Genomic DNA, 23748 nt, shown 5'->3' with positions numbered 1-23748 from the left:
CGGGTGGTGCCATCGCAGGCTCCTGGACTGGATGCGCCCAGTCCATCGATCACGTCGGCCGTGTCTGCGTATCCGCCAAAGCCAGCGTGTGGTCGGCAGTCAATACACGCGGAACTCGGCACGGCAGCCGTCGCTGACCCACACCCCGCGGCGGTCCCAGCCCCAGTTGCGGTCCTCGACGCACGGCGTCACCGACTTCTGCTTGACCAGGCGCACTTCATGGCGCACCCGGATGCGGCATTCCTTGTCCTTCTGCTCGTAGGACTCGCAGACCAGGCGCTCGCCGTCGTCATCCCGATCACGATCCCGGCCGCGCCCCTGTTCGTCTGCCACGAACTCAGCGCGGCAGCCTTCGGTGACCCAGAGCATGCGGCGGCTCTGGCCCCAGTTCTGGTCCTCGACGCAGCGGGTGACCGACAGCTGCCTGGCCATGCGCATGCGGCCTTCGATCGGGCACTGCTGGGTCTTGTTGAACTGCGACTCGCAACGCAGCGGCGGAATGTGATCGCTGTCGTAGTCCTGGGCGGTCACCGTGGTGGCCACCAGCAGCAGGGCCAGGGCGGAGGTGGCAATGGGCGGCAACAGGCGATGGGTCATGGAGAGCCTCGGCAGGGGGAATGGGCCGCAAGAATGGACCAGCCCGAGGCCGTCGGAACGGATCGTTCCGGCGCTGGCTCAGTGGGGATTTAGTAGTGCGCACCGGCCCATGCAGGGCCTTACATCCCTTATCATCGCGGCACATCCGATCGCATCGGCTTACACCTTCTTACATGTCTCCCACGCATGCCGGCGCAGCCTGTGGCTGCCGTCACTGGCGTGCAGCCGGCTTGCGGAGGAGGATGCGCGGACCACGACGACCACAGGGGGTTGCGTTGATCAGCAGTACCGTCATTCATCGCTCGGCTGGCGCAGAGGCCGGGCAGGTGCGTGTCCTGGACACCACGTTCAAGGGCAAGCATGTGTTCATTGCGTGGGGCCTGCGCGGGCCGGAACTGACCCGCAGCGCAGACCCGCCCGCCACCGTGGCTGCGCGCAAGGCGTTGCACGCCGTGGCCGGCCACAGCGAAGGGCCGCGCAGCCCGGAGGTGTTCATTGCCAACCAGTCGGCGGTGGCGATTACCGTCTATCGGCTGCTGACCGAAGCGCGTTCGGGTGATGCCATCTTCTTCCTGTGTGATTCGCAGGCCGTGGTCGACTGGCTGATCACCGCACTGGAAGTCCAGGGCGAAGGCTGACGCTGCGCGCGGTCAGGCCAGCGCCGCGTCCACCGCCGCAAGCGCGTGCAGGGTGGTGGTGTCGAACAACGGCACCGCACTGTCTTCGGGGCGCACCAGCAGCATGATCTCGGTACAGCCGAGGATGATCGCTTCGGCGCCGCGCGCGACCAGGCGCGCGATCACGCCGGCGTAGGCCTGCCGTGAGTGCTCGCTGACCACGCCGGCGATCAGCTCCTGGTAGATGATGTCGTGCACGCAGCGGCGATCATCAGCCTCCGGAACCAGTACCTGCAGCCCGAAGCGGTCCTGCAGCCGGTCGCGGTAGAACGCCTGCTCCATGGTGAAGGCGGTGCCGAGCAGTCCGACCTTGCGGATGCCTGCCTGCAGGATCGCCGTGGCGGTCGGGTCGGCGATATGCAGCAGGGGCAGCGGGCATTCGGCTTCGATCCGGCCGGCCAGCATATGCATGGTGTTGGTGCAGATCACCAGCAGCTCGGCGCCACCGGCCTGCAGTCGCCGCGCGGCATCGAGCATGTGGTTGCCCAGCACATCCCACTGACCGTCGTGCTGCAACTGCTTGATGTCGGCGAAATCCACCGACCACAGCAGCAGTTGCGCCGAATGCGCGCCACCGAGGCGGTGCCGCACCGTCTCGTTGATGAGACGGTAGTACTGCGCCGAGCTTTCCCAGCTCATGCCGCCGATCAGGCCAAGGGTCTTCATGCTCAGCTCCATGCCAGGAAGTCGTCATTGCAGCACAGCAGGTGTGGCAGTTGCACCATACATTAGTGACTGCTAATGTTTTGATCATGATCGAGAACGCCCTGTTCAAGGCGCTGGCTGACCCCACCCGCCGCCACATCTTCGAAAAGCTGGCCGATGGCGGGCGGCATGCCAGCGCGCTGCGCGAGGGCATTGCGATCAGCCAGTCTGCGATGTCCCAGCACCTGGCAGTGCTGCGCGATGCAGGGCTGGTGCGTGAGCAGCGCCAGGGGCGCTTCGTCCACTATGAAGTCGATCCGCGCGGGCTGGCCCACATCGGACGCTGGCTGCAGCGATACCGGGCCTACTGGCCGGCGCGGATGTCCGCACTGCAGAACCTGCTGGAGGAGATGGACTGATGGACGATGTACTGAAGGAAGCGGCTCCCGCGCTGGTGATGGAGCAGCGGTTGCCTGCGCCGCCGGAACGGGTCTGGCGCGCACTGTTCGATCCGGCACTGCGTGAGCGCTGGTTGCCTGCCGCCGATCTTGCCGATCCACAGCCCTGCCTGTGCGAGGAGGGGCGGGAGCTGGGATTCCGCTTGCGCGATGCACAGCCCCCACATCTGCACAGCCTTGTGTGTTTTCGGCTGCGCGCTGATGAGGATGGGGGAACGGTGCTGACCATCGTGCATCGGCTCACCGACCGGCGCGCGCTGATACCGCCGGCGTCCAACGATGACCATCGCACGGTGATGCGCGCGGCGTGAGCCGGCGCCTGGATCGAACGCTACAGGGAGCAGGCACATGCGGGACAGAATGCAGCTGGTACCGATGGTGGTGGAACGCAGCGAGCGCGGTGAGCGCTCCTATGACATCTACTCGCGGCTCCTGCGCGAGCGCATCATCTTTCTCAACGGCGAAGTCGATGACACCGTATCGGCGCTGGTCTGCGCGCAACTGCTGTTCCTTGAATCTGAAAATCCGGAGAAGCCGATCCATCTGTACATCAATTCGCCGGGTGGGGTGATCTCCAGCGGCCTGGCGATGTACGACACGATGCAATACATCTCGGCCCCGGTGCATACGCTGTGCATGGGCACCGCGCGGTCGATGGGTTCGTTCCTGCTGATGGCCGGCGAGCCGGGTCACCGCGCGGCGCTGGCCAATGCCAGCCTGCATGTGCACCAGCCGCTGGGCGGGGTGCAGGGCCAGGCTTCGGACATCTTCATCCACGCCGAGGAGATGCAGCGCACCAAGCAGCGCATCACCCAGCTGTATGCGCGCCATTGCGGACGCAGTTTCGAGGAGGTCGAACAGACCCTGGACCGCGATCGGTTCATGAGCGCCGAGCAGGCATGCGAATGGGGCCTGATCGACCAGGTACTGGTACGGCGCGACGCGCCCGCGGCCTGAGCCTGCCTCTGTAACCACCGCATCCATGCTGCACTGTGTGTGCCGCGCCAGGCCGGCGCACTCTATGCTGGTTGGATGTTCTGAAGTGGACGCCCGACATGGCCCTGCATACCTGGTGGTGGTTCCTGGCCACGGTCTTCGTGCTGTGCGGGACGCCTGGGCCCAACATGCTGCACATCCTTGGCCGCAGCGTCGGGCTGGGATTTCGCGGCAGCGTGCCGGCCATGGCCGGCTGCCTGCTGGCGATGCTGCTGGTGCTGGCGGCTTCCGCAGCGGGCCTGAGTGCGCTGCTGCATTCCTCGCCCATGCTGTTCGAGGTGCTGCGCTATCTCGGTGTGGCCTACCTGGCCTGGCTCGGCATCAAGGCCTGGCGCGACAGTTGCCGGCCCGCACCCGCGGTGGCCGATGCTGACGAGGTCACACTGGCGCCGGTACATGGCGCAGGAACGGTGTTCCGCGGCGGCCTGTGGGTTGGCCTGAGCAATCCCAAACTACTGCTGTTCGCCGCAGCGTTCCTGCCACAGTTCGTCGATCCGTCGCGCAGCCAGGCCGTGCAGTACAGCGTGCTGGTGGCGACCTTCGCGGCCTGCGAACTGTTCTGGTACGTGATGTATGCGGCCGGTGGCCACGGCCTGCGCCGTTGGCTTGCAAAGCCATTCGCACGGCGCTGGTTCGAGCGGCTGGTGGGAAGCGTGTTCCTGGCTTTCGCAGTGGCGCTGCTGCGCTTCCGGCCGCGTTGATTCACGCCGCACACGCGGCCCGTTCACGGGCGCCGCATCGGTGGCGGCCTAGCCTGATCGCACCGTTTGCATTCCCTGCAGGGAAAGGATCGACATGATCAAGTGGGCCATCATCTTCGCCATCATCGGCATCATCGCGGGCGTGCTGGGCTTCGGCGGCATCGCTGGCGCCGCCGTGGGCATCGCCAAGTTCCTGTTCTGGGCAGGCATCATCATCGCCGTGGTCCTGTTCCTGATCGGCATGAGCGTGGCGAAGAAGGTCAGCTAGCGCCAGTCGCGCAGCAGCGTCTTCAGTGCGCGCTGCTGCGCGAGAACAGATTGATCACCAGTACGCCGGCGCAGATCAGGCCGATCCCGATCAATGCCGGTGCATCCAGCCGCTGCTTGAACACCACCAGGCCGATCAGCGAGATCAGCACAATGCCGACGCCGGACCAGATTGCATAGGCGATGCCGGTCGGCACCGACTTCATGGTGACCGACAGCAGGTAGAAGCACAGCCCATAGCCAACCAGCGCGCCCACTGTCGGCCACAGCCGGCTCATGCCGTCCGAGGCTTTCAGCAGTGACGTGGCGATCACTTCCAGCACGATGGCGGCGGCCAGGTAGATATAGGGGTTCATCGCGGGCTCCGGGTCACTGCGGGTCGCACCGGATCAATCGTCGATGCGAGCGAAGCGCGCCTGCGGGCCGTGTTCGCCCGGAACCTGCTCGATGAACATCGGGTAGGGGCGTACCCACAGGCCGCCTTCGCCATAGCGTGCGCGATAAAGCACCATCGGTTCCAACGTCTCGCTGCTGCGGACGATGTCGAGCACCTCGTATTCGCCGCCCTTGAAGTGGCGATACCGGCCACGGGCGAGATCGGGCAGGGGAGTCAGCTCAGCCATGGCAGGGCGTGCTCACTTGCGCGCCGGGCTGGCGGGCTTGGCGCAGTACGCGTCGATGGCCTCGGCCGTGTTGGCCAGGCCCTGCGCCTGCGCCAGTTCCCAGGGGCGCTCGCAGCGCTGGCTGTGTTCGCACCACTGATAGCCGGCAGAGCCGATACAGCCGTGCGCATCACGATCGCCCCCGACCACCGGCGTCGCTGGCGACGCCTCAGCGGCATCAGCGCGCGCGGTCGCCGTGTCCTGGCTGGCACAGGCGGCCAGAGCCAGCAGGGCCGGGATCAGAAGAAGCACCTTCATGCGCGAGCTCCGTGCGTAAAGCGACATTTTCTGTCGCAAATAGCCCGTCAGCAAGCGCTCAATGCACGGCGGCGCGGATCAACTCTTCGATCAGGATCAGATAGCTGGCCACGAAATAGAACTTCAGCAACGTCGAACGCTGGTGCGAGAAGAAGGTGCGCATGTGGAAGGGGCCCCTGTTGATGACGGTAGTGTGAAGCCAGCCTGACTCCGTGACAAGGATCACGGAATGAACGGGCTAAACGGACTCAGGGATGTGAGGAAAGCCAAGATCCGACGCGAGGGCGCGGCATTTTCGTACAAATCTGATAGGCCATCCCGGAGGCGGTCGCTAGCCTGATGGTGTAACGGCAAGCGGCCAACTGCCTGCCACTGCACCCTTTCATCCGCAGGAGACTCCGATGGTCATCACCGTCCAATGCAATGCCCAGCGCTGGTCCGTACTGCATCCTCAGCTGAGCGACACCACGGGTTACGCGCGGGGCGCCGACGCCTTTGATGCCGCCGCCGCGCTGGCCCTGGAGCATCACCGCCGCACCGGCCAGCGCAGCACGGTGCGGGTCGAGGCGCTTGGCAACACGGTAGACGCGCTTTACGTTGGAGAGTGACGCCAGCCCCCTTAGTGCAGTCAGCCACGGTTGAGTTGTTTGAATGGGGGAACAACTGCCATCGCGCCTCCCTCTGTGCGCCGGGCCGTGAATCCCGGATGCTTGCGCCATCGTATTCATCTGGAGATCTCGATGGGCAAGGCACTCACCTGGCGCACCCTGGCCTGCACCCTGTTGCCGATGCTGGCGGCCGCCGGCGGCGCCCAGGCGCAGAGCTATGGCTACGGCTACGACGACGACCGCTACGGCGGCCGCGATGGCAGTGGCATCGTGCGCTGCGAGTCGGTCAAGAACCGCAGCAATGAGTGCCGCTTGGATGGCCGCGCGCGGTTGATCCGCCAATTGTCCGGTTCGCCCTGTGTGGAAGGTGAGACCTGGGGCCAGTCGCGCAACGGCGTCTGGGTCACACAGGGGTGCCGTGCCGAATTCGTCGGTGAATACCGCCGCGGCGGCGGCTGGGGCGGCAATGGCGGCGGCTGGGGCAACGGCAATGGATGGGGTGGTGGCGATGTGGTCACCTGCCATTCCAATGGCCACCGGCAGGAGTACTGCGATGCCCGCATCCGCCGGGGCGTGCGCCTGATCCGCCAGGACTCGCGCAGTGCCTGCATCGAAGGTCAGAGCTGGGGCTGGGATCGCCGCGGCATCTGGGTGAGCGATGGCTGCAGGGCGCAGTTCCAGGTGAACTGAGCTTTACGGGATCAACCCGTGAAAATCAGAATAATCTGATACAGCTCACATTTTGAACGACGTATCGTCTGTGATCAGGGCGCCCTGCGTGCCCTGATACCCGGTGATGTCGATTGCCGTAGCCGGCATCAGCATCGCGCCGCTGTCGATACGCTGCCTCAAGGAGTGAGCTGCATGTTGATCCGCCTGCAATGCGAACAGCGCCAGTGGCGCGTGCTGCACCCGGATAGGCCGGAGCCGATCGAGTTCCGTGATGGCGCACGAGCCTATGACTTTGCCGAGACCCTGGCCCGCCTGCACTTCGTCGACACCGGGCAGCGCGCCGCCGTGCGCGTGGAGGCCAGCGGGGCGTTCGTGGAAGCGGTCAGTTACGGTTGAGCGTGGGGCGCCTGCCGGGGTTCGGCCATCCACGCATGGCGTGGAACCACCTGCTTCCACCGTGGAAGGTGCGAGCCTTCGACTGCACCTTCCCGTGATGCGTGGATTCCTGATCGGCCTCAGCCTGCGGCACTCAGCGGCGGGCTGCCTGCGGCCAGCTGCGGCCAACGCTTGAGCACGGCGGCGCGGATGCCGGCCGCATCGATACCGGCTTCGGCCAGCAGGTCCTCGCGGCTGGCGTGGTGCTGGTAGCTGTCGGGCAGGCCCAGGTGCAGGATCGGACGCAGCACGCCTTCGGCATTGAGCAGTTCACCGACACCGGAACCGGCACCACCGGCCACGACGTTGTCTTCGATCGTGACCAGGCCCTCGTGCTGGGCGGCCATGGCCAGCACCAGCTCGCGATCCAGTGGCTTGATGAAGCGCATGTTGACCACGCTCAGGCCCAGTTCGCGGCCGACCTGCTCGGCGGCGGGCACGGTGCTGCCGAAGGCAAGCAGGGCGATGCGGTTGCCCTGCAGGCGCAGCTCGCCCTTGCCGATCGGCAGGGTCGACAGGTCGGTGCCGGCCGCAACGCCGGTACCCGTACCGCGCGGGTAGCGCACGGCAGCCGGACCCGGGTGCTGCAGGCCGGTGCTGAGCATCTGCCGGCACTCGGCTTCATTGGAGGGTGCCATCACCACCATGTTCGGCACGCAGCGCAGGAAGCTGAGGTCGAGGTTGCCGGCGTGGGTCGCGCCGTCCGGACCGACCACGCCAGCGCGGTCGATCGCAAACAGCACGTCCAGATCCTGGATCGCCACGTCGTGCACCAGCTGGTCGTACGCACGCTGCAGGAAAGTGGAGTAGATCGCCACCACCGGCTTGCCACCCTGGGTGGCCATGCCGGCGGCGAGGGTGACCGCGTGCTGCTCGGCGATCGCCACGTCGAAATAGCGCTGCGGATATTCCTTGCTGAAGCGCACCAGGCCAGAGCCTTCGCGCATCGCCGGAGTGATGCCGTAGAGGCGCGGCTCGGCGGCGGCGGCATCGCACAGCCAGTCGCTGAATACATCGGTATAGGTCGGCTTCTTGGCCCCGGCCTTGGCCACCAGGCCCTTGTCCGGATCGAACGGGCCCACGGCGTGGTAACCGATCTGATCGCCTTCTGCCGGCTCGTAGCCCTTGCCCTTGGTGGTCATCACATGCAGCAGCTTCGGGCCCTTGGAGGCGCGCAGCGTCTTCAGGGTGGACAACAGCGCCGGCATGTCGTGGCCGTCGATCGGGCCGGTGTAGTGGAAGCCCATTTCCTCGAACATCGTGGAGGGCACGAACATGCCCTTCCAGTGTTCTTCCCAGCGCTTCACGAAACGCGCCGGGTTGTTCTTCTTGTCACCGAGGATCTTCTTGCCACCTTCGCGCAGCGCGTTGAGCGTACGGCTGCCGGTCGCTCGGCCCAGCATCTTGGTCAGGCCGCCCACTGCCTCGGAGATCGACATGTTGTTGTCGTTGAGGATCACCAGCAGGTTCGGCTCCGGCTCCATGCCACCGGCGTGCATCAGCGCCTCGAACGCCATGCCGGCAGTCATCGCGCCGTCACCGATCACTGCCACGACCTTGCGGTCGTCGCCTTCGGACTGGCGGGCAATGGCCATGCCGAGCGCGGCCGAGATCGAGGTGGAGGAGTGGCCGACGCCGAAGGTGTCGTACTCGCTTTCCTCGCGCTTCGGGAACGGCGCGACACCGTCCTTCTGCTTGACGGTATGGATCTCGTCGCGGCGGCCGGTCAGGATCTTGTGCGGGTAGGTCTGATGGCCGACGTCCCACACCAGCTGGTCGACCGGGGTCTGGTACAGGTAGTGCAGGGCCACGGTGAGCTCGATGACGCCCAGGCCGGCGGCGAAGTGACCTCCGCTCTTGCCCACCGATTCGATGAGGTAGGCGCGCAGTTCGTCGGCGACCGCCCTCAATTCGGATTCGTCGAACGTGCGCAGGTCATCCGGTGTCTGGATGCGCGCGAGGCGGGGATAGCGGGCAGAGTCGATCATCATGTTCGCACTTTTTCTGAACGCCCATTTTCGCCCTCAAACGGGGGTGGGGCAAGCAAACGCCGCCGTCCGTGACAGGACGGTGAGGGTTGCATGTTCGGGCGTTCAGGTGCTGAGTTTCGAGCGCTTGGGCAACTGCGCCTTCAGGAAGGCCATCTGGTCGGCCAGGATGTTGCGGTTGGACAGGATCAGGTGCTCGATCCAGCTGGGCCGGTAGGGCACTGCCAGCAGGGGCATGCCGGCCTGCTGCGGGGTGCGGTCGCTCTTGCGCGAATTGCAGTGGAAGCACGCGGTGACCACGTTTTCCCAGCAGTCCAGGCCACCTTTGGACAGCGGCATGACATGGTCGCGGGTGAGCGTGGGGCGGGTGAACTGCTGGCCGCAGTACATGCACAGATGGGCGTCGCGGGCGAACAGGGCCTGGTTGGTCAGGTTCGGCGTCGGGTCGATCGCGCGGGAGCGGGCGTGGCCGCGGGCAGCGATGATCGGGTGCAGGTCCATGCCGCTCTGCAGGCCGCTGAAGCGGTTGGTGCCACCGTGGATGTGCAGGCAGGGATCGCCGAGCGTCCAGGCCACTGCCTCGCGGGCGTAGAGGCAGGCCGCATCCTGCCAGGTGATCCAGTCCAGTACGCGTCCGTGGGCATCAAGCGAGAGCAGCCGGACCGAACCGGGGCGATGCAGCGTCGTGGCGTTGGGCGATGCTTCGGCGCCCGGAGCAGAAAACGGAGCTCCGGCTTCGATCAGACCCAAGCGTGTAGTGTCTGTCTCCATCGGGAGAACAGCTTATACCTGAATGTTGACGATTTGTGTATCGCCGACAGGCGATACACAAATCGTCAACATTCAGGTCCGCGCATTCCTCCTATCCCCCGCACCTGTCGGTGCGCCCCCCTTAACAAAGGGGGGCTTTTCTCCAGATGGATTCCGGTGGTTCTCATCCACGCGTGGCGTGGATCTACGGCAGTTCGCGGGGAACTGTCAGAGGCGGGGCGGTGTGGGGTGGCAGGACCGTTGGCGCCATGGATGGCGCCATCGAGCCCCCATGGATGGGTTTACGGCGTGTCCTGCCAGGCCACACCGCCCCGCCATCCACCGGGATGCAGCTGTTGCTGTTGCGGTTGCCGGCCAGCGGCCGGCACTACCGTGGGTGCCGGGCGGCAGCCCGGCTCAGACGCCGAATCGCTCGTCGTCCATCGCCATCAGCGGGGCGGCGCCGGACTGGATCGCGGCGGCGTGGCTGAGGGTGCGCGGCAGCACACGGGCGAAATAGAACCGCGCAGTCTCGCGCTTGCCCTGGGCGAAGGCGGCGCCGTGCGCGCTGGCATCGGCGGCGGCCACGCTGCGGGCCCACCAGTAGGCCAGCACCACGTAACCCGAATAGAACAGATAGTCGTAGCTGGCCGCGCCCAGTTCGTCCGGATTGCCGGCCGCGCGCTGTAGCACGTCCATCGTCAGCTTGCCCCAGTCGGCGGCCTTGGCGCGCAGCGGGCCAATGAACTCGGCCAGCGCTTCGTTGCCCTCGTGTTCCTTGGCGAAGGCTTCGATCTCGGCCAGCATCAGCTTCAGGCCGGCGCCCTGGCTGGACGCGGTCTTGCGGCCGATCAGGTCCAGCGCCTGGATGCCGGTAGTGCCTTCATACAGCGTGGTGATGCGGGCGTCGCGGGCCAGCTGCTCCATGCCGTGCTCGCGGATGTAGCCGTGGCCACCGAAGCACTGCAGGGCGTTGTAGGTGTTCTCGATGCCCCATTCGGTCTGGCAGGCCTTCGAGATCGGGGTCAGGAAGCTCACCAGGGTGTCGGCGCGCTCGCGCTCAGCGGCATCCTCGGCATGGTGGGCAACGTCGATGAGGGTGGCGGCGTGCAGCGCCAGCAGGCGGCTGCCTTCGACCAGCGACTTCACCGTCAGCAGCATGCGGCGCACATCCGGGTGGACCAGGATCGGGTCGGCCGGCTTGTCCGGGAACCTGGCACCACTCAGGGCGCGCGACTGCAGGCGCTCACGGCTGTACTTCAGCGCGTTCTGGTAGGCGCGCTCGGACAGGCCGATCCCCTGCAGGCCGACCCCCAGGCGCGCGGTGTTCATCATGGTGAACATCGCCTGCAGGCCCTTGTGCGGCTGGCCGACCAGGTAGCCCTGCGCGCCATCGAAGTTCATCACGCAGGTGACCGACCCCTTGATGCCCATCTTGTGCTCGATCGAGCCGCAGCGCAGTGCGTTGCGCTCGCCAACGTTGCCGTCGCGGTCGACCTTGAACTTCGGGGTGACGAACAGCGAGATGCCCTTGGCACCCGGGGGAGCGTCGGGCAGCTTGGCCAGCACCAGGTGCACGATGTTCCCGGTCAGGTCATGCTCGCCGGCGGTGATGAAGATCTTGGTGCCGGTGATCGAATAGCTCCCATCGGCGTTCGGCTCGGCCTTGGTCTTGAGCAGGCCGAGGTCGGTACCGCAGTGCGGTTCGGTCAGGCACATGGTGCCGGTCCAGCGGCCCTCGATCAGCGGCTTGAGGAAAGCCTCGTGCTGCCAGGCCTCGCCGTGCTGCTTCAGCGCTTCGATGGCGCCGTGCGAGAGCAGCGGGAAGTTGCCCCACGCCAGGTTGGCGGCGTTGATCATTTCGTTCAGCGGCACGCCCAGGGTGTGCGGCAGGCCCTGGCCGCCCAGCTCCGGCGAGGCGGTCAGGCCGGTCCAGCCGCCATCGACGAACTGGTCGTAGGCCTGCTTGAAGCCGGGCGGGGTGGTCACTTCACCGGTGGCCTGGTCGAGCACGCAGCCGATCTCGTCGCCGACGCTGTTGAGCGGGGCCAGCACGGTGGCGCTGAAGCGGCCGGCTTCCTCCAGCACGGCATCGACCACGTCGGCGGTGGCGTCGGTGAAGCCCAGGCGGGCGAACAGGGGTTCGACCTTGAGCACGTCGTGCAGCGCGAAACGGAGGTCGGAAAGCGGGGCGGTGTAGCTGCTCATCGGTACGTCTCGATTTGATCAGGGCAGGGGAGAGCGGCGCCGGGCGCCGCCACGAAAGGCGGGTTCAGCGCAGCACGCCGGGCAGGCCGGGGGCCTGGTTGAGGGTGCTGCGGCTGTTGATGTCGAAGCTGCGCTGCTTCTTCTCCTGCGGCGTGGCCGCCACCGTTCCCTTCAGGCCATAGGCCAGGGTGCGGTTGCTGGCCAGCGCATCGGCCACCACCAGGCGCGCGGCCGAGCTGGGCACGAGGTCGACATTGATGACGTCGGCGGAGGTGCCGCCGATGGAGATGCCGGGCTTGGCCTGCAGGGTGCCGGCTTCGTTGTCGCCGACGGTCAGCGCCAGCGAGACGTCATCGAAGGTCATCGGCATCGAGCTGAAGTTCTGCAGGCGCAGGGCCACGGTCCAGTTGCCGTCGGCACGCACGGTCAGCTGCTGCAGGCTGGCCGCCGGTTCCGAAACACGCTTGACGATGCCGTTGTTGCAGGCAACAAGGGCGAGGGTGCACAGGACAATCAAGGCGATACGGAAACGGTGGAGCATGGGCGCAAGTCCTCTGGAGGGGTGCGTTTGAATAAGCATACTACGGCGTATGGTCGTTTGGATCGCCTGTGGCGACCCGTCGCAGAGGGTAGCGCGTGAAGATGGTGGCCGGGCGTGCGCGGCGCCGCGGTTGCGACGCGGTTCAATCGGCGGGCGTATCGCGAAGCGGGGCCATCAGGCGCAGCGGGCGCAGGTCGTAGCCCATGGCCTCGGCTTTTTCTTTCAGCGCTTCGAAGCGTGCGCGATCCATTTCCGGCAGGCGCGAGAGGATCCACAGGTACTTTCGGTCCGGTTCACCGACCAGCGCCCACTGATAGTCCGGATCCAGCGCCAGCACCCAGTAGTCGGCCCAGACCAGCGGGACCCAGCTCAGCCAGTCCGGCGCGAAGCGCACCTGCAACTGGCCGGGATGGCCGGCCACCGCGCGAGCCACGCCTTCGGCGACCACGCGCTCACCGTCGCCGTTGCGGCAGGCGTTGGTGACACTGATGCGGCCATCGCTGCGCAGTCCGTAGTTGGCGGTGATCTCGCCCACGCACTGCTTCTGGAACGAGACCGGAAGATGCGCAATCTCGTGCCACTGGCCGGCGTAGCGATCGATGTCCAGGCGCTCGACCGCGCGCACAGGTTCAGTGGCGATCACCGGGAAAGCGGCCAGCAGCAGGCAGGCGAACAGGGCGGGGCGCAGAGGCATCGTCAGGCTCCAGGCAGGAGTCTGGAGCGTAGGTGCCGCCGCGCATGCCGGTGTAAATGTTTCGTCAACCGGGCGTGTGCGCAGGCGCCGCATCCGCCACTCGTGCAGTGCGCGAAGCACGGACAAAAAAAGACCTGCATCTCTGCAGGTCTCGAAAGATGGTGGCCGAAGACGGAATCGAACCGCCGACACGGGGATTTTCAATCCCCTGCTCTACCAACTGAGCTACTCGGCCAAACTGTGTGGCAATCACGATCAACTGCGATTCCCGAAAAAAAGACCTGCATTTCTGCAGGCTGTCGAACGTGGTGGCCGAGGACGGAATCGAACCGCCGACACGGGGATTTTCAATCCCCTGCTCTACCAACTGAGCTACTCGGCCACGTAGTTCATTGCAGCGAGGTCGCTGCCAAGGACGCGCATATTACGGAGGTCAGCCGCCTACGGCAAGCATTTTGGCAAAAAACCTTCACATTGCCGTCTGCGCAGGCGCAAGTACTTGATCCGCCGTCGCGGAGCGGGGGCGCGCTGGATGCCGATTCAACCGGGTGCGGCGGCGCGGTGATCATCGCGTGCGGCGGAATTCAGCGGGCCACGGTGATCGACAAACGCGGCGTGGCGCGGCCTGCGCGTGGACGGCACCAATACCGGACATGGAACGCTGTTTTCGTGACCGCCATGGGGGAACGCTGCGGCGTAGTGTCGGCGTTCCTTTCCTGATGCTGGCAACAGCAGAGACCGTCGTCATGTCCGACTCATCGACCACCACCCGCATCGTGCTGGCGTCGCGTCCGCAGGGGGCGCCCACCGCAGCCAATTTCCGCCTGGAGCAGGCCGCGCTGCCGCCCTTGGGCGACGGCGAGGTGCTGCTGCGCAATCGCTACCTCTCACTGGACCCGTACATGCGTGGACGCATGGATGAGGGACCGTCGTATGCCGCGCCGGTGGCAGTGGGGGCTGTGATGGAAGGCCAGACCGTGGCCGAGGTGATGCAGTCCAGGGCCGAGGGTGTCGCAGTGGGCGAACGGGTGCTGGCGCCGGGCGGGTGGCAGACCCACGCCGTGCTGCCGGCCAAGGCGCTGGGCCGCCGCCTGGACCCGGCCGGGCTGCCGTTGAGTACGGCGCTGGGGGTGTATGGCATGCCGGGCTTCACCGCCTATTCCAGCCTTCATGAAATCGCCCGCCTGCAGCCGGGAGAGACGCTGGTGGTGGCCGCCGCAACGGGGCCGGTCGGCGCGACCGTGGCGCAGTTGGCCAAGCTGCAGGGCGCGCGCGTAGTGGCTATCGCCGGTGGCGAGGCCAAGCGTGCCTATCTGCAGACGCTGGGCGTGGACGTGGCGCTGGATCATCGCGCGGCTGATTTTGCCGAGCAGCTGCGCACGGCGGTACCTGCGGGTATCGACGTGTACTTCGAGAACGTCGGGGGCCATGTGCTGGATGCGGTGCTGCCGTTGCTCAACGACTTCGCCCGCATTCCGGTGTGCGGCACCATCGCCACCTACAACAATCGTGGTGTTGCGCAGCCTGGCCCGGACCGCCTGCCGGTGCTGTTCAGCCAGATCCTGCGCCAGCGCCTGACCGTGCGCGGTTTCATCGTGCACGACTTCAAGCACCTGTGGCCGGACTTCGAGCGCGAGATGGCGCAGTGGCTGCGTGAGGGCCGCATCCAGTACCGCGAGGATGTAGTGGAAGGGCTGGAAAATGCACCGGAGGCGTTCTTCGGGCTGCTGCAGGGGCACAACTTCGGCAAGCTGGTGGTGAAGCTGGACTGAGGGCTTGGCCGATGCCGGCCAAGGTTGGTGGCTACCGGAGGTTGGGTGCGCCGACAAGGTCGGCGGCTTGCGGGTCGCGTCAGCCGTTGGCGACCTTTTCCCGGCGCAGCAGTTCGCGCTTGCGTGCCACGCCCCAGGCATAGCCGGACAGGTCGCCGTCGCGGCGCACCACCCGGTGGCAGGGCACCGCCACGGCCAGCGGATTGCTGGCGCAGGCGCGTGCCACCGCGCGGCTCGATCGCGGCGCGCCGATACGCGCGGCGATTTCGGCATATGAGGCCGTCTGTCCGCGCGGAATCTGCTGCAGCGCCTGCCATACACGTTGCTGGAAAGCCGTGCCGCGGATGTCCAGCGGCAACGTGGCGCCTCGCGAGGGATCCTCGACCAGGCCCACCACCTGTGCCACCAGTTGCTCATAGCCGCTGTCGGCCCCGACCAGTTCGGCCTGGCGGAAGCGCTGCTGCAGTGACTGCAGCAGCGCTTCCGGATCGTCGCCGAGCAGGATCGCGACCACGCCGGTGGCACTGCTGGCCACCAGCACGCTGCCCAACGAACTTTCGGCAAGCGCGAAGTGGATGACTTCGCCGCGACCACCGGCACGCCATTGCTTCGGCGTCATGCCCAGCAGCTTCGGCGCGTTCTCGTAGAAGCGTCCGCTGGAGCCGAAGCCGGCATCGTGGAAGGCGTCGGTGATGCGTTCCTTCTGCTGAAGTCCGCTGCGCAGGCGGTCGGCGCGCAGCGCGGCAGCGTACTGCTTCGGGGTCAACCCGGTTGCTTCCTTGAAAAGGCGATGCAGACGGGTTGGGCTGCAACCCGCGATCCCGGCCAGTTCCTGCAGCGAGGGTTCGTCGTGGCTGGCTTGAAGGTGGCGGCAAACCCGTTCGACGCGGGCATCGAGGGCGGTGGTGGCGGTGCTGTCCATGGCCGGATTCTGGCACGTGCTGGTTCTGCGGAAACTCCGTTTCCTGCACCGATGGGCCGGGCCCGGAAACGGAGTGTTGGCAGGCGATAGGCGCGGCATCGTGGCGGCCACTTCACAACCGGTACCACGACCATGCGGCTGAACAACAAGATCGCTCTCATCACCGGTGCCAGCGCCGGCATCGGCCGCGCCAGCGCCCTGCGCTTCGCTGCAGAAGGGGCAAAGCTGGTGCTCAACGCACGGCGGCCGGAGCCGCTGCAGGCGCTGGCCGAGCAGATCCGCGCCGCCGGTGGCGAGGTGGTGGTGCATGCCGCGGACGTGGCTGATCCGGCCACGGCACCGGCGCTGGTGGAACTGGCCCAGCAGTCATTCGGTGGGTTGGACATCGCGCTCAACAATGCCGGCATGCTCGGCCCCGGTGCACCGGCAGCAGAGTTCCCGGTGGATGCGTGGCGCGAGGTGATGGCCACCAATCTCGATGCCGCCTTCCACGCCGCACGCGCCCAGTTGCCGGCGTTGCTGGCACGCGGCGGTGGCTCGCTGGTGTTTGTCGGCACCTTCGTCGGCCACACCGTCGGCTTCCCGGGCATGGCGGCCTATGCGTCGAGCAAGGCGGGGCTGATCGGCCTGAGCCAGGTGATCGCGGCCGAGTACGGCGCGCGCGGCGTGCGCAGCAACGTGCTGTTGCCCGGCGGCACCGATACCGAAATGGGCCGGCAGGCGGCACCGACCGGTGATGCGCGTGATTTCGTGCGCTCGCTGCATGCACTCAAGCGCATGGCCGAGCCGGAAGAGATCGCCAATGCGGCGTTGTTCCTGGCCAGCGATGAAAGCAGCTTCGTTACCGGTACCGCAATGCGCGTTGAAGGCGGCGTGTCGATCACCCGAACCTGAGCGCCGTCACGTGCGAGGCGAGTAGCGGATGCCGCTGCTCGCCATGAATCCCTTCGGGTCGAACCGGGCCCAGGCCTCGCCCCAGCCGAAGCGGGCGTGGCCGCCGCTCAACGTGCGACCCAGGGCTGCACCCAGCGTGCGGCGCATGAAGGCAACTTCGGCATTGATCGCGGCCTGGCTCGGCCAGCCGTCTTCCAGCGTCGCACCAGGCAGGTCGACACTCATGGTCACCATGTCGAGGTATTGGCCGTGGAAGCACACGCTGATGCCAGCGGGTGCACCGCCCAGGCTGAGCCGGTGCAGGCTCAGCCAGACGTAGCCGGTGCCGACATCGCGCTCGCCATGCGTCAGCGTGGCGAAGGCGATGCGCGCCTCCTGCAGTGAGAGGCTGGGACAGATCAGGTTCGGCAGCGTGCCGAGCTGGATGCTGCCGTCGGTTGGATTGAAGTTCATCGGCACGGTGTGTGCCGCGTGCTGGGCGGGCGGGGGCATGGGTGTACGCGGAGTTCGTGCTGCATCGGATTCTGGGCGTGTGTTCACCGTCGCAGCAAGTGGGTTCGTGCACACGCTGTTGGCGCGGGACTGACCTGTGGATTACCCGCCGGCCTCTAGCGTGGGGCAGAACGTCGGCCTGATGCCGATGAGGGAGCAATCAGATGAACGAGCCAGACAAGGATCAGGACCCAAAGCAGGGTATCCAGGAAAGCCGCCAGGACAGGAAGCAGGACGATGTGGCCAAGCAGCGGCCGGGGCAGCGCGATCAACAGGTGCGCGATGCGCACTCGCGCGGCCCGCAACGCAAGGATGGTGACCAGGAGCCGGCCTGAGCCGGAGGCGCTGAAAAGAAAAAACCCGCAGATCATGGCGATCTGCGGGTTCTTCTGAAGAGTGGTGGAGCCAAGGAGGATCGAACTCCTGACCTCGTCATTGCGAACGACGCGCTCTCCCAGCTGAGCTATGGCCCCACGGCAGGCTTTCAGTGTAGCGCCGCCCGCCGCGCTTGCCAAGCGCCCGGCCGGGACGTGGCGGGGACGGGATCCACCGCCGTCCCGGACCGTTTCAGGCCAGGGCCTGCCGCAGCAGGGCGAATTCGACAGAGACCAGGCGTTGCGCAAGGCAATGCCGGGGGCGGCAGCAATGAGCAGTCGTTCCGCGAAGCCGCGACGCCGTAGCGCGAAGCCGCGGCGCCGTAGAAGTAAAGGCGAGAGTTGGTTTCGCAGCGCGCACGCGGGCGACTTGCGAGGGTCGATGTCGCGCTGACCCGGCTGCCAGGAGCTTCGGGGTCAGATCCGTTTTCCTTGGGAGAACGGAGCTGACCCCAAGGTGGTGCCGGCGTACTGTGCCGAAACCGCTTGTTTCGCCGGGTTCGGGTGCCGCGCAACGAAATCGTAACAATTTGGGGGATAATGGCCGCTTGCGCAGTTTCCCCCCTTTTTGCCGCCCGGCTCGCGCAGGCCGCACGGACGCCTCCTCAGAGCATTCCATGCCCTCCCATTCCGATTCCCGCCGCCTGTCGGGTCTGTCGTCTTCCTTCGTTTCCTTCCGCCGCCATCCGCTGGCCCTGGCCTGTGCCGGCCTGGCCCTGGTCGGCAGCTTCGGTGCCGCCGCGCAGGACAGCGCGCCGACCCCGACCGGCCTGGACACGATCACCGTGACCGCCGAACACCGTGAGCAGAACCTGCAGGAAGTGCCGGTTTCGGTGGGGGTGGTGCAGGGCGAGCGCATGCGCGACTTCACCGCCGGCGGCGACGACACCCTGCTGGCACTGTCCGGCCGCGTGCCGAGCCTGTATGCGGAAACCACCACCGGCCGCATCTTCCCGCGCTTCTATATCCGTGGCCTCGGCAATATCGACTTCTACCTGGGTGCCTCGCAGCCGGTGTCGATCATCCAGGACGATGTGGTGCTGGAGCACGTGGTGCTGAAGTCCAACCCGGTCTATGACGTGGACCAGGTGGAAGTGCTGCGTGGCCCGCAGGGCTCGCTGTTCGGCCGCAACACCACCGCCGGCATCATCAAGTTCGACACCCTGAAGCCGACCCAGGACTACACCGGCCGGGTCAACGCCAGCTACGCGACCTACAACAGCGTGTCGATCGACGGCGGCTTCGGCGGCCCGATCAACGACATCGCCTCGTTCCGCGTGTCGGCGCTGTACCAGCACCGCGATGACTACGTCGACAACACCTACAAGGGCCCGAGTGCCGACGGCACGGTCAGCCCGAAGAAGAACGCGATGGGCGGCTTCGATGACCGCAACGTACGTGCGCAGCTGCTGCTGACCCCGAGCGACCAGTTCTCGATCCTGGCCTCGGCCCACGCCCGTGACTACGAAGGCACCTCGACCCTGTTCCTGCGCGGTGCGCTGACCAAGGGTTCGAACAAGACCGACGTGCCGCGCGACCAGGTCGCCTACGACGAAGCCGACAACAACCCGCAGGCCTACAAGACCTACGGCGGCTCGGTGAAGGCGCGCTACGACTTCGGCGCGATCGACTTCACCTCGATCACCGCCTACGAGACCACCTCCGGTTACAGCCGTGGCGACACCGACGGCGGCGCTGCGGTGAACTTCCCGGTGAACGGCGTACCGAACGGCTACGGCCAGTCGATGGGCCGCATCCGTGACCTGGATCAGTGGACCCAGGAATTCCGCCTGGCCAGCCATGACGACAGCGCGCTGCAGTGGCAGGCCGGTGCCTTCTACTTCAACGGCAGCGACACCACCGACTTCTACCAGCGCGCCTGGTTCCTGCAGGGCGCGGCCCGCAACCCGAACAACTGGGTGCGCCTGCGCAACAAGAACACCTCGTGGGCCGGTTTCGGCCAGCTGAGCTATGCCTTCACCGACAAGTTCACCGTCACGGCCGGCCTGCGCCAGACCCGGGACGAGAAGCACACCCGCCTGCTGAAGACGGCTGACACTGCCGCTGGCGTGGTCACCTACAAGGGCCGCACCGACGTCAAGATGTCCGACACCACTCCGAGCTGGGATCTGAGCGCGATGTATCAGATCACGCCGGACGTGAGCGTCTATGCCAAGGTCGCCCGCGGCTTCCGCGGCCCGACCATCCAGGGCCGCTCGGCCGTGTTCAATGCTGACTTCACCACCGCCGATTCCGAGACCATCCTGTCCTGGGAAGCAGGCGTGAAGAGCAGCCTGTGGGACAACCGCCTGCGCTTGAACGCCACCGCGTTCACCTACACCGTCAACGACATCCAGCTCAACGGCAACGATTCGGACGGCAACGGCGTGCTGTTCAACGCCGACAAGGCCAAGGCCTATGGTTTCGAAGCGGACATGGAGCTGCGCCCGATCCCGAACCTGACCCTGAGCGCCGGCCTGAGCCTGCTGCACAGCGAAATCAAGGACAAGCGCGTCTACGCGCAGGTCTGCGGCCTCAACGGCCAGGTGGTGTGCACGGTGAATGACCCGACCATCAAGGTCGGTGCCAACACCTTCGCGCAGATCGACGGCAACCCGCTGCCGAACGCGCCGAAGTACAACGTCAACCTGGCCGCCCGTTACGACTTCCCGGTCAGCGACGCGGGCACCATGTTCGTGTCCACCGACTGGAACAAGCAGGGCTACACCAGCTTCGTGCTGTACGACAGCAAGGAGTTCAACTCCAAGGGTGATTTCGAAGGCGGCCTGAAGATCGGCTACTCGGGCAACTACGGTGCCTACGAAGTGGCGCTGTTCGCGCGCAACATCACCAACGAGAATAACCTCAAGGGTGTGATCGAGAACTACATGGCTGCGGTCTACAACGAACCGCGCACCGTCGGTGTCTCGCTGAACATGAACTGGTAAGGCGTTGCCACGGTGGCGGGTCTTCCCGCCATCGCACTGCTGGAATGCAAAGGGCGGCCCGGTGATCCGGGTCGCCCTTTTTCATGGCCTTCCACGGTAGCCGGACCGCAATCCGGCGCCGTGCTCGGCGCTTCAACGTGCCGGCAGCAGCGCCTGCAGCCGCGACTCCAGCTCCTGCTGGCGCCAGCCGGCCAGTGCGGCCGGCCATTGGCGGCGCTCCAGGTAGCTTTCCAGATGCTTGCGCGAGGCCAGCACGCCATCCGGCAGGCCCAGCTCGCGGCTGCGCTCGGCAACGGCGTCCTGCAGCCTCTTCAGTGCCTGCTTGTTGGTGTCGTTGGCGGGCAATGCCAGTGGTGCCTCGGCCTCATCGGCCAGCGGCGTGTCCAGCGCCTGCCACACCGCGCCGGCGAGCTTGCGCGGTGCCTTCGGGAACTGTTCAAACAGCGTGGCCAGCGCGGCGGCATCGGCCGGTGGCGTGCGTGCCAGCGTGGCGGCCAGTTCGTTGTCCAGGATCCAGCTGCGCGGGCGGTCGCTGCTGCGTGCCTGCACATCACGCCAGCGCAGCAGGCGCAGCAGGCGGCGCTGCGCGGGAGCATCGAGAAACTGCGCTGAGCGCATCGCCAGATGCGGCCAGCGGTCCTCGTCATTGGCGACGCTGGCCAGCAGGCGCTCGCCGTCGTCGTGCAGCCACTGCTGGCGGCCCAGCGCCTGCAATTTGGCATCAATGGCATCATGCAGCGCGAACAGATGCTCGACGTCGTCGGCGGCGTATTGCAGTTGCGACTCCGAGAGCGGACGGCGCATCCAGTCCGAGCGCGTTTCGCCCTTGGCCAGCGCCACGCCGGTGATTTCCGCGACCAGCTTCTGGTAGCCCATGCCGCCACCAATGCCGGCCAGCGAGGCGCCGATCTGTGTGTCGAACAGCGGTCGCGGCAACACGCCGCAGGTCCACTTGAAGGCAACCAGGTCTTCGCTGGCGCTGTGCATCACCTTGGTGATCGATTCATCGGCCAGCCAGGGCGCCAGTGCCTCGGTCATGCCGGGAATCAGCGGATCGATCAGCAGGATGTCCTGCCCGACCGCCATCTGCACCAGAGCCAACTGCGGCCAGAACGTGCGTTCACGGATGAATTCGGTGTCCAGGCCGATGCGGGCCGGACGCTGCTGGAAGTACGCATCCAGCTCGGCGGGGGTGGTGATCCAGGTTGCCACGGGTCAGGGCCTACTACTCGGGTTTGCTCAGGCAGGGGAGAATAGCCTAACGTCGGTCCGCGTCCGTGCCGAAGGAGATCCTGCTTGCGTTTTCCGCTGTCGTCCGTGCTGTGCACCGCTCTGGCCGTGGCCCTGGCCGGTTGCACACCGTCGCCCTCGGCGACACCGGAGCCGGGGCCGGCTGCTGGCGAAGACGCGCGGCCGCAGGAAGGTTCACTGGCGGAGCCGACACCGGGGACCGGGCAGGGCAGCGTCACCATTGCCGGTGAGGATGCCACCGAGGACGTGCAGCGGTGGACACCGCCACGGGTCGACCGGCAGGGCCGCAGCGTCGCCCAGCTGCGCCGCGCAGCCGAAAAGGCGTTCAGCGAAGGGCACCTGTACGAGGACGCCGACGCGGCGGTTCCGCTGTGGCTGGCGGTACAGGAGGAAGACCCGGATGACCGCCTGGCCCGCAGCGGCCTGCAGCGTGCTCGCCAGCGCCTGCAGCAGCAGGCCGATGCCCTGCTGGTTCGGCCGCTGCGGCAGCGCGAGGCGCTGGCCGAGGCGAGTCGCCAGGCACTGGTGCTGCTGACCCTGGCGCCGAAGGATGAGAAGGTGCGCGCGCTGCAGGGCCGGGTGGAGCTCGCCCAGCGCGTGGTGGCCTATAACCGTGCCGGCGAGGAAGACCTGCGATCGGGGCGGATCGGCGAGGACGGTGACGGTGCGATCGGCAACTTCCGTGAAGCGCTGGCTCTGGACGAACACAACAGCCGGGCGCGGCAGGGCCTGGCGGCGGCCGAAAGTGGCCTGATCCGCCGGGCCGAGGACGCCGCGCGCGTACGCGACTTTGCCAGTGCGGGCACCTGGCTGGCCGAAGCCAGCAAGGTCCGTGACTCGTCACCGACCATTGCCGATGCCTTCGAGCGCATCGAGCAGATCCGCGCCGCCGCGCTGCTGCAGCTGCGTGATGAGGGCCTGCGCGAGCTGGCGACGCCGCAGGGGCTGAAGCCGGCGCGCGAAAAGCTGGCCGAGGCCCTGCGCATCGCCTTGCCGGGGGATACGGTGGTGGCCCAGCTGCGCGAACGCATCGATCTGGCCACCCATTACGGCAGCTTCCGCCCGGGGCAGGTGTTCAGCGACGCGATGCGTGATGGTGGGCGCGGTCCGCAGATGGTGGTTGTGCCGCATGGCGGCTTCCAGATGGGCGCGGGTGATGCCGAGCCCGGCTCCACCGACGCCGAGCGCCCCTCCCATTACGTTCGCTTTGACCGCGGCTTCGCGATGGCGATCACTGAGGTTACCGTCGGCGATTTCGAGCGCTATGTGAAGTCGACCAATGCCCGACCACGTGCGACCCGGCGCGGCCACTCGGTGGTCTATGACGAGCGCAGCGGCAATTTCATCCGCCGCAGCGGCGTCGACTGGCGTTCGGATTACGATGGCGCGCGCGCACTGGGCAACTCGCCGGTGATGCATGTCAGCGTGCGGGATGCCGAGAACTACGCGGCATGGCTGTCCGAGCAGACCGGACGCAGCTACCGGCTGCCGAGCGAGGCCGAATTCGAATATGCGCTGCGCGCCGGGAGCAGTGGCCGCTACCCCTGGGGAGACGCGGGTACGCCGCCGCCGGGCAGCGGCAATTTCACCGGCAGCAAGGACGTCTCGCCTTCGGGTCGGCACTGGCACAACGCTTTCATCGGCTATGGCGATGGCTGGTGGGGACCGGCGCCGGTGGCCAGTTTCCAGGCCAATGCTTTCGGCCTGCACGACATGGCCGGGAATCTGAGCGAATGGGTGGCCGACTGCTGGCACGCCAGCTACCGGCGTGCGCCGTCCGACGGTGTCGCCTGGTTCAACCCGGGCTGCCGGTCACGGGTGATCCGGGGCGGCAATTGGGCCAATGCGCCCGAGCAGACCCGTGCGGCCTGGCGGCAATCGCAGGATTCGGACACCACCAATGCGCGCATCGGCTTCCGTCTGGTGCGCGGCATCTGA

General features: G+C 66.6%; 27 protein-coding genes and 3 tRNA genes. 14 read left to right on the top strand and 16 right to left on the bottom strand.

The genetic code is table 11. From position 1 onward, the window contains the following. Nucleotides 1-99: 99 nt before the first annotated feature. Nucleotides 100-597 carry a DUF3011 domain-containing protein gene (locus tag ACM0PK_RS01290; protein ID WP_414607909.1) on the bottom strand — a complete coding sequence of 166 codons (498 nt, stop codon included), beginning with the start codon at nucleotides 595-597 and terminating at the stop codon, nucleotides 100-102. Nucleotides 598-839: 242 nt separating this feature from the next. Between ACM0PK_RS01290 and ACM0PK_RS01285 the strand changes: the two genes are divergently transcribed. Further along, entirely contained in the window at nucleotides 840-1235 is a 396-nt protein-coding gene (locus ACM0PK_RS01285; RefSeq protein WP_061478088.1) for a hypothetical protein, read from the top strand. A gap of 12 nt (nucleotides 1236-1247) precedes the next feature. Here ACM0PK_RS01285 and ACM0PK_RS01280 read toward each other — a convergent pair whose 3' ends face one another. Then, a complete protein-coding gene (locus tag ACM0PK_RS01280; RefSeq protein WP_414607908.1) occupies nucleotides 1248-1952 on the bottom strand; it encodes an aspartate/glutamate racemase family protein in 705 nt (234 codons plus the stop codon). Between the two features lie 74 nt (nucleotides 1953-2026). Between ACM0PK_RS01280 and ACM0PK_RS01275 the strand changes: the two genes are divergently transcribed. The 5 genes from ACM0PK_RS01275 to ACM0PK_RS01255 all read left to right on the top strand — a co-directional run bounded on the left by ACM0PK_RS01275 (nucleotide 2027) and on the right by ACM0PK_RS01255 (nucleotide 4342). Continuing rightward, nucleotides 2027-2338: an ArsR/SmtB family transcription factor gene (locus ACM0PK_RS01275; protein WP_005417843.1), complete on the top strand. Its 312-nt coding sequence runs from the start codon at nucleotides 2027-2029 to the stop codon at nucleotides 2336-2338. After that, nucleotides 2338-2688, top strand: coding sequence for an SRPBCC family protein (locus ACM0PK_RS01270; protein WP_049413658.1), 351 nt, complete (start codon nucleotides 2338-2340; stop codon nucleotides 2686-2688). The genes ACM0PK_RS01275 and ACM0PK_RS01270 overlap by 1 nt, the downstream gene beginning before the upstream one ends. Before the next feature lie 37 nt (nucleotides 2689-2725). After that, nucleotides 2726-3334 (top strand): ATP-dependent Clp protease proteolytic subunit, encoded by a 609-nt coding sequence (locus ACM0PK_RS01265; protein ID WP_414607907.1) that lies wholly within the window; start codon nucleotides 2726-2728, stop codon nucleotides 3332-3334. 98 nt (nucleotides 3335-3432) lie between these two features. Further along, entirely contained in the window at nucleotides 3433-4074 is a 642-nt protein-coding gene (locus ACM0PK_RS01260) for a LysE family translocator (RefSeq protein ID WP_005417837.1), read from the top strand. A 94-nt stretch (nucleotides 4075-4168) separates the two neighbouring features. Beyond that, entirely contained in the window at nucleotides 4169-4342 is a 174-nt protein-coding gene (locus ACM0PK_RS01255) for a DUF1328 domain-containing protein (RefSeq protein ID WP_005417836.1), read from the top strand. A 22-nt stretch (nucleotides 4343-4364) separates the two neighbouring features. Here the strand turns inward: ACM0PK_RS01255 and ACM0PK_RS01250 are convergent, their stop codons facing one another. From ACM0PK_RS01250 to ACM0PK_RS01240, 3 genes are read right to left on the bottom strand one after another with little or no spacing between them, the layout of a single operon-like run. Next, complete coding sequence (locus tag ACM0PK_RS01250; RefSeq protein WP_053499229.1) at nucleotides 4365-4697, bottom strand: SMR family transporter; 333 nt, start codon at nucleotides 4695-4697, stop codon at nucleotides 4365-4367. Nucleotides 4698-4730: 33 nt separating this feature from the next. Continuing rightward, nucleotides 4731-4964, bottom strand: coding sequence for a DUF1653 domain-containing protein (locus ACM0PK_RS01245; protein WP_180884609.1), 234 nt, complete (start codon nucleotides 4962-4964; stop codon nucleotides 4731-4733). 12 nt (nucleotides 4965-4976) lie between these two features. Beyond that, entirely contained in the window at nucleotides 4977-5261 is a 285-nt protein-coding gene (locus tag ACM0PK_RS01240; RefSeq protein ID WP_053499224.1) for a hypothetical protein, read from the bottom strand. 401 nt (nucleotides 5262-5662) lie between these two features. Between ACM0PK_RS01240 and ACM0PK_RS01235 the strand changes: the two genes are divergently transcribed. From ACM0PK_RS01235 to ACM0PK_RS01225, 3 genes are all read left to right on the top strand, one after another. Beyond that, nucleotides 5663-5869 carry a hypothetical protein gene (locus ACM0PK_RS01235; protein ID WP_072169134.1) on the top strand — a complete coding sequence of 69 codons (207 nt, stop codon included), beginning with the start codon at nucleotides 5663-5665 and terminating at the stop codon, nucleotides 5867-5869. Between the two features lie 132 nt (nucleotides 5870-6001). After that, complete coding sequence (locus tag ACM0PK_RS01230; protein WP_005417825.1) at nucleotides 6002-6559, top strand: DUF3011 domain-containing protein; 558 nt, start codon at nucleotides 6002-6004, stop codon at nucleotides 6557-6559. A 174-nt stretch (nucleotides 6560-6733) separates the two neighbouring features. Continuing rightward, complete coding sequence (locus tag ACM0PK_RS01225; RefSeq protein ID WP_005417823.1) at nucleotides 6734-6937, top strand: hypothetical protein; 204 nt, start codon at nucleotides 6734-6736, stop codon at nucleotides 6935-6937. 119 nt (nucleotides 6938-7056) lie between these two features. Here ACM0PK_RS01225 and dxs read toward each other — a convergent pair whose 3' ends face one another. The 7 genes from dxs to ACM0PK_RS01190 form a co-directional block, all read right to left on the bottom strand. Then, nucleotides 7057-8964: a 1-deoxy-D-xylulose-5-phosphate synthase gene (dxs, locus tag ACM0PK_RS01220; protein ID WP_061478102.1), complete on the bottom strand. Its 1908-nt coding sequence runs from the start codon at nucleotides 8962-8964 to the stop codon at nucleotides 7057-7059. A 105-nt stretch (nucleotides 8965-9069) separates the two neighbouring features. Then, a complete protein-coding gene (locus ACM0PK_RS01215; protein WP_032954353.1) occupies nucleotides 9070-9735 on the bottom strand; it encodes an HNH endonuclease in 666 nt (221 codons plus the stop codon). A gap of 396 nt (nucleotides 9736-10131) precedes the next feature. Continuing rightward, entirely contained in the window at nucleotides 10132-11922 is a 1791-nt protein-coding gene (locus tag ACM0PK_RS01210) for an acyl-CoA dehydrogenase C-terminal domain-containing protein (protein WP_111202252.1), read from the bottom strand. Nucleotides 11923-11986: 64 nt separating this feature from the next. Then, the gene (locus ACM0PK_RS01205) at nucleotides 11987-12463 is read right to left on the bottom strand and encodes an LEA/WHy family protein (RefSeq protein WP_111202251.1); all 477 of its coding nucleotides are present in this window, start codon (nucleotides 12461-12463) and stop codon (nucleotides 11987-11989) included. A 142-nt stretch (nucleotides 12464-12605) separates the two neighbouring features. Next, complete coding sequence (locus tag ACM0PK_RS01200; RefSeq protein ID WP_005417806.1) at nucleotides 12606-13157, bottom strand: lipocalin family protein; 552 nt, start codon at nucleotides 13155-13157, stop codon at nucleotides 12606-12608. Between the two features lie 159 nt (nucleotides 13158-13316). Next, nucleotides 13317-13392 (bottom strand) — tRNA-Phe (locus ACM0PK_RS01195). A 71-nt stretch (nucleotides 13393-13463) separates the two neighbouring features. Further along, nucleotides 13464-13539, bottom strand: a tRNA-Phe gene (locus ACM0PK_RS01190). A gap of 364 nt (nucleotides 13540-13903) precedes the next feature. Between ACM0PK_RS01190 and curA the strand changes: the two genes are divergently transcribed. Beyond that, a complete protein-coding gene (gene curA / locus ACM0PK_RS01185; protein ID WP_111202250.1) occupies nucleotides 13904-14929 on the top strand; it encodes an NADPH-dependent curcumin/dihydrocurcumin reductase in 1026 nt (341 codons plus the stop codon). A gap of 79 nt (nucleotides 14930-15008) precedes the next feature. Here curA and ACM0PK_RS01180 read toward each other — a convergent pair whose 3' ends face one another. Further along, on the bottom strand, nucleotides 15009-15851 hold the full coding sequence (locus tag ACM0PK_RS01180; RefSeq protein WP_111202249.1) for a bifunctional transcriptional activator/DNA repair enzyme AdaA: 843 nt from the start codon (nucleotides 15849-15851) through the stop codon (nucleotides 15009-15011). A 132-nt stretch (nucleotides 15852-15983) separates the two neighbouring features. On the opposite strand from ACM0PK_RS01180, the gene ACM0PK_RS01175 reads away from it, so the two are divergent. Beyond that, the gene (locus tag ACM0PK_RS01175) at nucleotides 15984-16745 is read left to right on the top strand and encodes an SDR family oxidoreductase (protein ID WP_414608061.1); all 762 of its coding nucleotides are present in this window, start codon (nucleotides 15984-15986) and stop codon (nucleotides 16743-16745) included. Between the two features lie 6 nt (nucleotides 16746-16751). Here the strand turns inward: ACM0PK_RS01175 and ACM0PK_RS01170 are convergent, their stop codons facing one another. Beyond that, complete coding sequence (locus ACM0PK_RS01170; RefSeq protein WP_111202247.1) at nucleotides 16752-17237, bottom strand: hypothetical protein; 486 nt, start codon at nucleotides 17235-17237, stop codon at nucleotides 16752-16754. Between the two features lie 164 nt (nucleotides 17238-17401). Here ACM0PK_RS01170 and ACM0PK_RS01165 point away from each other — a divergent pair, with 164 nt between their 5' ends. After that, complete coding sequence (locus ACM0PK_RS01165; RefSeq protein WP_181452522.1) at nucleotides 17402-17572, top strand: hypothetical protein; 171 nt, start codon at nucleotides 17402-17404, stop codon at nucleotides 17570-17572. A gap of 62 nt (nucleotides 17573-17634) precedes the next feature. Here ACM0PK_RS01165 and ACM0PK_RS01160 read toward each other — a convergent pair. After that, nucleotides 17635-17710: transfer RNA gene (locus ACM0PK_RS01160), tRNA-Ala, on the bottom strand. Between the two features lie 518 nt (nucleotides 17711-18228). Between ACM0PK_RS01160 and ACM0PK_RS01155 the strand changes: the two genes are divergently transcribed. Further along, the gene (locus ACM0PK_RS01155; protein WP_111202246.1) at nucleotides 18229-20559 is read left to right on the top strand and encodes a TonB-dependent receptor; all 2331 of its coding nucleotides are present in this window, start codon (nucleotides 18229-18231) and stop codon (nucleotides 20557-20559) included. A 132-nt stretch (nucleotides 20560-20691) separates the two neighbouring features. On the opposite strand, the gene rnd is transcribed toward ACM0PK_RS01155, so the two are convergent. Next, nucleotides 20692-21771, bottom strand: a complete 1080-nt coding sequence (rnd, locus tag ACM0PK_RS01150) for a ribonuclease D (protein ID WP_019660532.1) — start codon at nucleotides 21769-21771, stop codon at nucleotides 20692-20694. A gap of 84 nt (nucleotides 21772-21855) precedes the next feature. Between rnd and ACM0PK_RS01145 the strand changes: the two genes are divergently transcribed. After that, nucleotides 21856-23748: a formylglycine-generating enzyme family protein gene (locus ACM0PK_RS01145; protein WP_111202245.1), complete on the top strand. Its 1893-nt coding sequence runs from the start codon at nucleotides 21856-21858 to the stop codon at nucleotides 23746-23748.

The organism is Stenotrophomonas sp. FR010 (assembly GCF_047520755.2).
GTDB lineage: Bacteria > Pseudomonadota > Gammaproteobacteria > Xanthomonadales > Xanthomonadaceae > Stenotrophomonas > Stenotrophomonas sepilia.
This window is presented reverse-complemented; position numbering and strand designations above follow the sequence as displayed.